This window comes from Serratia sp. 14-2641, assembly GCF_001692375.1.
In the GTDB taxonomy this organism is placed as follows: domain Bacteria; phylum Pseudomonadota; class Gammaproteobacteria; order Enterobacterales; family Enterobacteriaceae; genus Chania; species Chania fonticola_C.
This window is the reverse complement of sequence record NZ_LXKR01000061.1, coordinates 1-8135: the sequence shown is the minus strand read 5'-3', so window position 1 is coordinate 8135 and position 8135 is coordinate 1. Positions and strand designations below refer to the sequence as shown.

Sequence of the window (8135 nt, the reverse complement as noted above, 5' to 3'; positions counted from 1 at the left end):
GTGCTACTGCTACCCGACCCGCAGGGGGGCGACGGTGTGCCGGCGCCATGCGCAGCACGACAGCCCGCCCGGACGCCCGATACCGGTATCCACTCAGTAGAAAGCCCCATCACCAAAAATGCAGAAACAGGAAGCATCACTCTACCAGGACGATAAATCGTCCTGCCCAATCCACCTAAACAGCCCCCCGCAAGGCAGCGAAAGAGGGCGGCGCAGCCGCCACCTTCGGTAGCCTGACGTCGAAGGCGGCTGGTAAGGTTTTTCTGCGCGGCAAAAGTACGCAGGGGCAAGCAGGCCGCCGCTCTGACGGCCATTTGTGGTGATAACCTAGGGATGTAACGCAGCCAACAACGCCTCGATGGCATAGTGCTTGCGGGCCGTGTCGTCATCCATTGTCTCGAGATCGTTGCTGTCGAGTGCTTCGGCGGCAAGGTGTAGCACAGCTTCCAACGCGCTGGCGCTCACCTCGACCTGTCGAGTCCGGCTGCGGCTATCGGCGATTTTCGTCATTGCATCCTGAATGTATTGTTGATTGATACCGTACCGCTGATAGTCCTCAATATCAGAGCAGCCTATGGTTTCCAGTATTGCCAGCACATCCCCGTCGTTGGGGTTCCACTGCTGTGCAAAGTAACGCACCGCGTGTGCGTCCCATATCAGCACGGTAATAGGTTCGTCGCTGCCGTACTCACGGAATAATTCCGCACACACGTCTTTCACGCTACCAAACATAATTCTGCCTCCTTATTTATAAGGGGCGGCAGAGCCGCCCGTATTCGAATCTCTGTCAGTCCAGCGCGCGGCAGATGTCGGCGCGTTCCGGGTGCGTCTCGATATAGCGCCAAAGCTGCTCTTCCCGCTGCATAAGCAGTTTCACCAGTCCGGCATTGCCCCGATCGTGATGCAACCAGCAGCGACGATTGATGGCCAGTGCCGTCAACACGATACCGGCCGCGTCACCGCTGAGGGTCTTGTCAAACCAGTTATCGGCGTTGATCAGGTGCACGCGATCGCTGTCAGGTGCCATATAGCCGCCCCCATCAGGCAAACGGATGAAGTGCCAAAAACCGCCGGTGTACTGCGGCAGATAGCGATCGGCGAGGGAATACACCTGCATTTCAGCGGGCAAAAAATCCTCGCCAAACAGATCTGGCAGAAACGACAGACGATCGGATTCACAGACTTGCAGCGTGACGGAATGAGCATGTTGCATGGACTACCTCCAGAGTTTCAGGGTTGGCGACACCGGCCGGTGCCGTACCCATTCGAAAGGCCGGCCCCGAGGGAGGGAGGCAGGGGCGCCACCGCAAGCCGCAGCGCAAGCCCGTTGCGGGCTGAATGCGCCGTAACGGGTGCGAACGGGTGAGGAGGCGGCGAAGCGAACCCTTGCAGCCCGACCGTGCCGGACTAGCGTTTGGGGACGGCACAGGCCGTAACTACGCCATGACCGCAAAGGGAAAAGATTTGGAGAGGTGTGGGCAGGCTAAGCCTGCGCCCTTTGCGGCGCCGGCATCGCCGGCAAGGGCCGCGTGGCGGTTCAACGGGCGCGGGGCGTTCGATGCGCCCTGTCGTCCGTAGGCTTACGCCAGGCAACCTGGGCAGGTTGTCCTGCCCGATCGTGTTCTGCCTGCGGTTCAATCTTTGAAATGGTGATCCAGTTCGTTGATAGCCCTGTAGATTTCGGTGTAACGGTCATGCGCGTCCCGCAGGATCTGACCGACCAGGCGTTCAGCCAACACCTCGCTGTTCCAGAAATACACGCTGACCATCTCACTCAGCCGCTGGTGCATCTCGTACATATCGTTGGATAACGCCGCAATCGCGACGCGCAGGTCTTCATTTCCGGTGTAATTCATCGTTAATTTCCATTTGTTATGCCGCGATCTGGGCGTGCAGGCGATGCACCGTGAGCGGCGAGACTAGGCGAGTACCGGTGGCAACTTCATCCTTGACGATGACGCAGCACGGCTAACGTACGGGCACGACAAATGTCTAGGATAAAGGACGTACTCCGCAGAACACCCACAGGGTTATTCACCGATTCTGTGGATAACTTGGTCAGTGAAAAACTACGTACACCTACCAGCGACACACGTGACTTTATTCCGGTGTACACGAATGTTCTTGCCCACATCTAGCAGCGATACCAAAAGCCTAGATAGTGCTTAACAACTTCGCCCCCTACCGATGTTTCACAGCTCAACTTGTTTAATGACAGACAAGCCCCCCCCACTGCGATAAACTGATGAGAGTCTTCGACGGCATTAATTAAGGTATGGTTTGCGGGGCAGGGTATAGCTCCGGTATGGCAAATGAATAGTGAGATGTCCAGCCTAGGCGACTTGATGGGAATAACTACCTGAGCTAAACCTGAGAGAGTACATCGTGTTTTAACAGAAATGCTTAAAAACTCGGGGCTTTCACTATGAAAGAATTGAAAAATACCTTTTAAACTCAATATTTTAATAGTGAAATTTACGTGGGGCAAAATCAAGAAAAGAGAGGGGCAGAATTATCCGCCCCAGCTGAAACATCCTACTCATCTGCAGATGTTTTCTCCATGATCTTTCTTATTGCATCATCAATTTCAGCTTGTACTGTGGGTGAAATACGGGAGAATTCGTATACGACCAACCGCTTTTTCTGATCTGTTTTCTTCCTGGCATACTGATGACGATCGGAGAACTCGCACAGTTTTTCCGTCTCAAATTGCTTAACTTGCACCGGTTTAAGGCTTTTGCTCTCAGCCCGAATAATCGCAAGGATTTTTCTCTTATCCAAACTTGCGCCATCAGTCTCCGCAACTCGCTTTTGAATCTTCTTCATCAACTCCGGTATGGACACACCTTTGGTCTTAGCATCTTCAGCGACCTGAAGGAGTAACTGGTAATCAGCCAGGGAGATATCGTTGATGACAGGGAATACCGCGACCATCTCATCAGGAACAGCAGCTGCCTGAAAAGCACGTGTGACCTTGGCGGGAGAGATGTTTTCCGCTCGTGCTATATCTTCCTTGGTCATACCGTTGTCATACATCACTTCAAAGCGCTTGCCAAGCTCACGTAAACTGTGTTCCCGCGCTGTCTGGATATCAGAAGCCAGTTGGCGAGCATCTGTAATACTGATTTCGTCTTTCGTTACCAGTATTTCAAACTTCGTCTGATTAAAAATACATGAGGCACGACGACGAGTGCCATCCAATATTTCGATAAGCCCATTAACTTCACGACCAATGGCTGGGAAAAATTGTTGCAGCTTAATGGTACGAGAAATGTCGCTAACAGATTCGGGCGTAAGCATAGTTTGATCGCGCCCGTTAACAGATGGGTCAACAAATGTTTTTGACTCGATATCGCCACTGAGCACAACAGTGCTAACAAATTTCGCCTGTTTACCTGATTTTAGAGTGAACGTTTTGGAATTACCTTCGCCCTCAAGCATACGTGCAAACTCAGAACTACTGTTTCCCAGCACACGTCCGCGTGCTAAAACCTTTTTCATTCTGCCGACCCTCTGATGAATTCAATTCGGTCAAAAACTGCTTTAGTGAAACGTTCAGCTTCAGTGCGGGCTTTCTTTAGTGCTTCAGCGCTGCCAGGATAAGACATGGGATTGGCGCTTATTATCGTATCGAATGATTCACCACAGCGTTCGAATCCATCCAGACGTGGCAAAGATGAATCAAGAATGCTACTTGCATATACTTCTCGTGCCAGACTATGTGATGTTTCATGATCACGTTTACTGGTCATCTTCGACATAAATCCAATGTTTGCGCACAGACGCGGTTCTATCCCTTCTTCTTCAAGACGCTCCAACATCTCCGGCAAGCGAGTCAGATATTTTAGCGTCGAATGGAAATCAACCTGTGCAGGTGGAGTAGGTGTCAGCAGTAGGTCACTAGCCGCAAGGCCATTTAACAGGAACGGGTCGAGGTGAGGCCCCGTATCTATAAAAATAAAATCGTAATCATCGGCAACACGCTCGATTATTTTTTTCCTGAGTACCTCTGATGGTTTTATTCCTGGTAAATATTCCGCCACCAGTGACTCCCACTGGCTGGCAACAAAACCATCATCAATAGAAGCAGGAATAACGTCCACACCAGGAATTATAGTTGGGCGAATGACTGTATTACGCAACATATCTGCATCTAGATCATTCAGCATGGCCTGAGCTGCTGTTTCAAGTACTGCGCCAATACTATGAGTATGATCCAGGAACATGGTGCTAGATGCCTGTGGGTCCAGGTCAATCACAAGGATTCGCAGATCGTGCCGCAGCAAATCTTGGTGAACACGCAGCGCATGCGCCAGCGTTACAGTACTGACGGTCTTTGATACACCACCTTTAAGGTTTACGACAAAAATTACATATGGTTCTTTGTGTATATCGCGGTATTTTGGGATTTTACGATGATCGTAGATATCAATAACGTTCTGAATCGTTAATGCATACTGCTCGACATTACCGACCTGCTTTTTATTGAACTTATATCCATATTCCTCCATCTCTTTCATTGATTGCTCAACGATACGGCGGCTCAGTTTAGGCAACTTAGCCACGGCATTGCGGGTATAAGTCTGGTGATACTCGGTCAGATTAAACTCTTTCCGCTGTTCTTCAATATCTCGACTCATGGCTTGCAGTAAAGCACTTGCTCTCAAAGCTATTGTACCAACACCACCGTAATCGCGTTTCATCATTATTCCTTGGGTAGGTATTTCTTACCTTGATTGGCAACTAAAACACAGCTATTGTACACAAAAAAAAACAACGTACAATAAAAAACAGATTGGCAATAAAATTATGTACATAATTAATGTGGTTGCCACCAGGACTAAAAAGGTAAGGACTCGACGGGCGCCGGAAGCTGGAAATTTATACGTTAAGATAGACGAGATTTACACGAATATCAGCAAGTGGCAGAGGCCGGGTACCATAAACACCAGGTATGCAGACAAGCGTTCCAGTACAATTCAGCGTTAGAAAGAGAGGACCACAGAATCAACGGAGAAGGACATGTCTGACAGGAAAAAAAAGGGTGGCGCAAATGGCACCCCGACACCACATGACTTGGCATTTAAACAATTTCTAACCCATCCCGATACTGCCCGGGATTTCATGCAACTGCATCTGCCCGTAGAACTACAGGCTCTCTGCGGCTTCAGCACCCTGAAGCTGGAGTCTGGCAGCTTTGTCGAGGAAAATCTGCGTCCCTACTTCAGCGATGTGCTCTACAGCCTGAAAACAACGGCTGGTGATGATGGTTATATCCACGTACTCATCGAGCACCAGTCCTCGCCTGACAGACATATGGCGTTCCGGCTACTCCGTTATGCAGTGGCGGCCATGCAGCGTCACCTGAACACCGGGCACAAAAAACTGCCACTGGTAATACCGGTTCTGTTTTATACCGGTAAACGCAGCCCGTACCCCTATTCGACCCGATGGCTGGACGAATTTAACGATCCTGAACTGGCCGGAAGGCTTTACAACGGTAATTTTCCACTGGTCGATGTCACTGTTATTCCTGACGACGAGATCATGGGCCACCGCAGTATGGCAGCACTGACGCTGCTGCAGAAACACATTCACCGGCGGGATCTAGCAGACCTGATGGACAACCTGGCCACTTTGCTGCTGACAGAACACATGACAGGACAGCAGCTGGTTTCACTGATAAACTATCTCGTACAGGCAGGCGAAACTTCAGACGCAGAGGCCTTTGTACGAGAACTGGCACTGCGAGTGCCGCAACATGAGGACGAACTGATGACCATCGCACAACAGCTTGAACAGAAGGGCATCGAGAAGGGTATCCAGTTAGGTCGCAATGAAGGCAAACTCGAAGTTGCCCAAACTATGCTTCACAACGGCCTTGACCTCAAGACGGTGATGAAACTGACCGGTCTTTCTGCAGACGATCTCAAGCAGATCCACCATTGAATGCAAAATCCGTCACTCGATGTCAGTTCACCTGGCACCGAGTGGAGGATTTGAACAACCGTAGGGCGTTAGCACGGATTATCTCCTACAACATTCCACTTAGCCCAAGGCTCAGGGAATGAATATGCATCGCCACACAATACACCGTGCTTTCAACCCGCTGTAAGGTACAGCTGCAAAACCTTTTCCGCAAATTCATCTGCCGCTAAGCCCTGGAAACCAATACAAACGTCCTACTGCCATTCCAGAATTCGATTGAACAACAGACTGGCGATATGCTGTTTCTGGGATAAGACAGCATGCACATAAATCACGCCGCCTTTATCATTCATCTGTATGCTGTACAGGACACGATAACCGTCGGTCGTATTGCATTCTCGGTATTTGGCGCAACCCAATGCCAGAAGATCCGGACAGACCAGACTTCCTTCTGGGAACATCCCCGTTTTCTCTTCAAATTCATCCAGCGCATTCGCGATCACCGGTTTGGGATCAACCTGGCGAGCTCGCAGGAAATGTGCGATGGTTTGCATCGTCATTTTTGCCGTGGATGAATAAATAAAAGTGACGTCACTCACGGCCATTACAGCGCATCCAAGAGTTGTTCACGTGTAAACGTATGGCCTAACTCAATGTCTTTTTCAGATAGTGTCATCAATTTGAGTAACGCAATGCTTTCATCCCGACGAACCCGATCGTCATAGGATTCGATAACGTAAGCAGGGTGGCCGTTTTGCGTAACAATCAGAGGCTCGCTCAAATCGAGTTTGGCTGCATTCTGTTTCAAGTAACTTATTGTCTCGGTTTTCATGGTATCTCCTTCTTTTGCATCATCCAAACAAGTCTAAATATAGACTGAATACAGTTTCATCACAAGCTATCCCTTGGCAACAGTATGGGTTCTGTCGCATTAAGACGGCATGCTGTTTTTTATGATGTTGCCCGATAATGCCTCTGATACGAAAAGCATTAAAACGGTTACATTACCCAGTCGATATCATCGCGCAATGTGTTTACGGGTATCTGGCTTATGCCCTGAGCCTGGGCTATCTCGAAAATATTATGGCGGAGCACGGCATTATCGTTGACCATTTCACGCTTCACCGCAGGGTCATCCGCCTGGTGCCGTTGTTGGATAAGGCGTTTCGCCAGCATAAGCGCACAGTAACACCCCAGTGGTCATGTGACAGGGTTCAATCGTGTACAAATATGTACACGATTGAACCCCGCCCGTGTTATTCTTTTAATACGCAGACACGCCTGCGCAAGCAAGAACGCCGCAGTGTGTTTCCGCAAATCCTGACCCTTAGCGAGACGCCAAGCGATCGCATCTAACGTGGAGAAAACGATGACTCAGACCATGTCCCAAAAACTCGCCAGAGACAGTCTTGGCAATGCAGAAACCTTTGAAGGGGGGGTTTACGTGACAAAAAACGGCGTGGCAGAACTGTTTATCCAGACCGCCGCAGAACGTGAAGCCGAAGTCAGGGAAATGCAGCAAGACCGCAATATCAACGCCCTTTTTAAGCTAGCGATGCAAGCGAAAAAAGAGATCGCAGAGGGCAAAGGCATGACCCCTGAAGACGTCTTGGGGAGGTTGCGTGCCGCCAGAAACTAACACGTTTTCCATCACGGTCGCGCCGGTGGCGTACCAGTGCCTGACCGATATTGAATCCTACAAAAGCGGAACAGTCGGGGCGCAACAGGCCGCCAACTTGGTTGATAACCTGCTGATGGAGTCAGTCGCTCACATTATCCAGGATCCTGAAAGATATCGCTTTAACGTCACCCTTTCAGACAGGGGGTTGATGCTGCGTGAACGACTTGATGTCGACGGCGAGTACCGCGTGCTCTACGATTTTGACGGCAAGACTATCGAGATCTTGCTTTTTGTCAGCATGAAGCAAGATTTTGGCACGCTACTGTATCGCTATAACATACTGAAATGAGGCTCAGGGTAATCAACGTACGCAGACGCTAGCCGAAGCCCCCGGATTTTAGAACCGTTACGGCGTCAACGACGCAAAACAGACGCTTCCGCCTCCCGTATCATCGTGATCGCATCCTGCGTCGACAGCGTGAACTGGACCTGGCGGTTGGCCACGATATCGAGCGCAAACACCCGGGTATACACTTCTGTGCTTTCCCCTTTTTCGTGGCCCATCAGCCCCTGCAACACCTTCAGC

General features: G+C 50.2%; 10 protein-coding genes and 1 pseudogene. 4 read left to right on the top strand and 7 right to left on the bottom strand.

The genetic code is table 11. From position 1 onward, the window contains the following. Positions 1–327: 327 nt before the first annotated feature. From A6U95_RS21125 to A6U95_RS21105, 5 genes are all read right to left on the bottom strand, one after another. A complete protein-coding gene (locus A6U95_RS21125) occupies positions 328–720 on the bottom strand; it encodes a DUF1380 domain-containing protein (protein ID WP_241810707.1) in 393 nt (130 codons plus the stop codon). A 67-nt stretch (positions 721–787) separates the two neighbouring features. Further along, on the bottom strand, positions 788–1213 hold the full coding sequence (locus A6U95_RS21120) for an antirestriction protein (RefSeq protein ID WP_065685890.1): 426 nt from the start codon (positions 1211–1213) through the stop codon (positions 788–790). 421 nt (positions 1214–1634) lie between these two features. Further along, positions 1635–1856, bottom strand: coding sequence for a hypothetical protein (locus A6U95_RS21115; RefSeq protein WP_065685889.1), 222 nt, complete (start codon positions 1854–1856; stop codon positions 1635–1637). Between the two features lie 679 nt (positions 1857–2535). Continuing rightward, positions 2536–3501: a ParB family protein gene (locus A6U95_RS21110; RefSeq protein WP_065685888.1), complete on the bottom strand. Its 966-nt coding sequence runs from the start codon at positions 3499–3501 to the stop codon at positions 2536–2538. Beyond that, on the bottom strand, positions 3498–4703 hold the full coding sequence (locus A6U95_RS21105) for an AAA family ATPase (RefSeq protein ID WP_065685887.1): 1206 nt from the start codon (positions 4701–4703) through the stop codon (positions 3498–3500). The genes A6U95_RS21110 and A6U95_RS21105 overlap by 4 nt, the downstream gene beginning before the upstream one ends. Positions 4704–5022: 319 nt before the next feature. On the opposite strand from A6U95_RS21105, the gene A6U95_RS21100 reads away from it, so the two are divergent. Beyond that, positions 5023–5949, top strand: a complete 927-nt coding sequence (locus A6U95_RS21100; RefSeq protein WP_065685886.1) for an Rpn family recombination-promoting nuclease/putative transposase — start codon at positions 5023–5025, stop codon at positions 5947–5949. Between the two features lie 233 nt (positions 5950–6182). On the opposite strand, the gene A6U95_RS21095 is transcribed toward A6U95_RS21100, so the two are convergent. After that, positions 6183–6482: a type II toxin-antitoxin system RelE/ParE family toxin gene (locus A6U95_RS21095; protein WP_241810706.1), complete on the bottom strand. Its 300-nt coding sequence runs from the start codon at positions 6480–6482 to the stop codon at positions 6183–6185. Between the two features lie 50 nt (positions 6483–6532). After that, positions 6533–6760 (bottom strand): type II toxin-antitoxin system Phd/YefM family antitoxin, encoded by a 228-nt coding sequence (locus A6U95_RS21090; protein ID WP_025123932.1) that lies wholly within the window; start codon positions 6758–6760, stop codon positions 6533–6535. A gap of 137 nt (positions 6761–6897) precedes the next feature. Between A6U95_RS21090 and A6U95_RS30405 the strand changes: the two are divergent. From A6U95_RS30405 to A6U95_RS21080, 3 genes and pseudogenes are all read left to right on the top strand, one after another. Then, a pseudogene (locus tag A6U95_RS30405) lies at positions 6898–7128 on the top strand (IS6 family transposase); the annotation flags it as partial. A gap of 169 nt (positions 7129–7297) precedes the next feature. Continuing rightward, positions 7298–7567, top strand: coding sequence for a hypothetical protein (locus A6U95_RS21085; protein WP_065685884.1), 270 nt, complete (start codon positions 7298–7300; stop codon positions 7565–7567). Continuing rightward, positions 7551–7898 (top strand): hypothetical protein, encoded by a 348-nt coding sequence (locus A6U95_RS21080; protein WP_065685883.1) that lies wholly within the window; start codon positions 7551–7553, stop codon positions 7896–7898. Before A6U95_RS21085 ends, A6U95_RS21080 begins: the two co-directional genes overlap by 17 nt. Positions 7899–8135: the final 237 nt, after the last annotated feature.

What these genes read in the sequence shown, in the direction of transcription:
- A6U95_RS21120 (WP_065685890.1), bottom strand. Translation starts at nt 1,213, where the DNA reads ATGCAACATGCTCATTCCGTCACGCTGCAAGTCTGTGAATCCGATCGT.
- A6U95_RS21105 (WP_065685887.1), bottom strand. Translation starts at nt 4,703, where the DNA reads ATGAAACGCGATTACGGTGGTGTTGGTACAATAGCTTTGAGAGCAAGT.
- A6U95_RS21085 (WP_065685884.1), top strand. Translation starts at nt 7,298, where the DNA reads ATGACTCAGACCATGTCCCAAAAACTCGCCAGAGACAGTCTTGGCAAT.
- A6U95_RS21090 (WP_025123932.1), bottom strand. Translation starts at nt 6,760, where the DNA reads ATGAAAACCGAGACAATAAGTTACTTGAAACAGAATGCAGCCAAACTC.
- A6U95_RS21110 (WP_065685888.1), bottom strand. Translation starts at nt 3,501, where the DNA reads ATGAAAAAGGTTTTAGCACGCGGACGTGTGCTGGGAAACAGTAGTTCT.
- A6U95_RS21095 (WP_241810706.1), bottom strand. Translation starts at nt 6,482, where the DNA reads ATGCAAACCATCGCACATTTCCTGCGAGCTCGCCAGGTTGATCCCAAA.
- A6U95_RS21115 (WP_065685889.1), bottom strand. Translation starts at nt 1,856, where the DNA reads ATGAATTACACCGGAAATGAAGACCTGCGCGTCGCGATTGCGGCGTTA.
- A6U95_RS21100 (WP_065685886.1), top strand. Translation starts at nt 5,023, where the DNA reads ATGTCTGACAGGAAAAAAAAGGGTGGCGCAAATGGCACCCCGACACCA.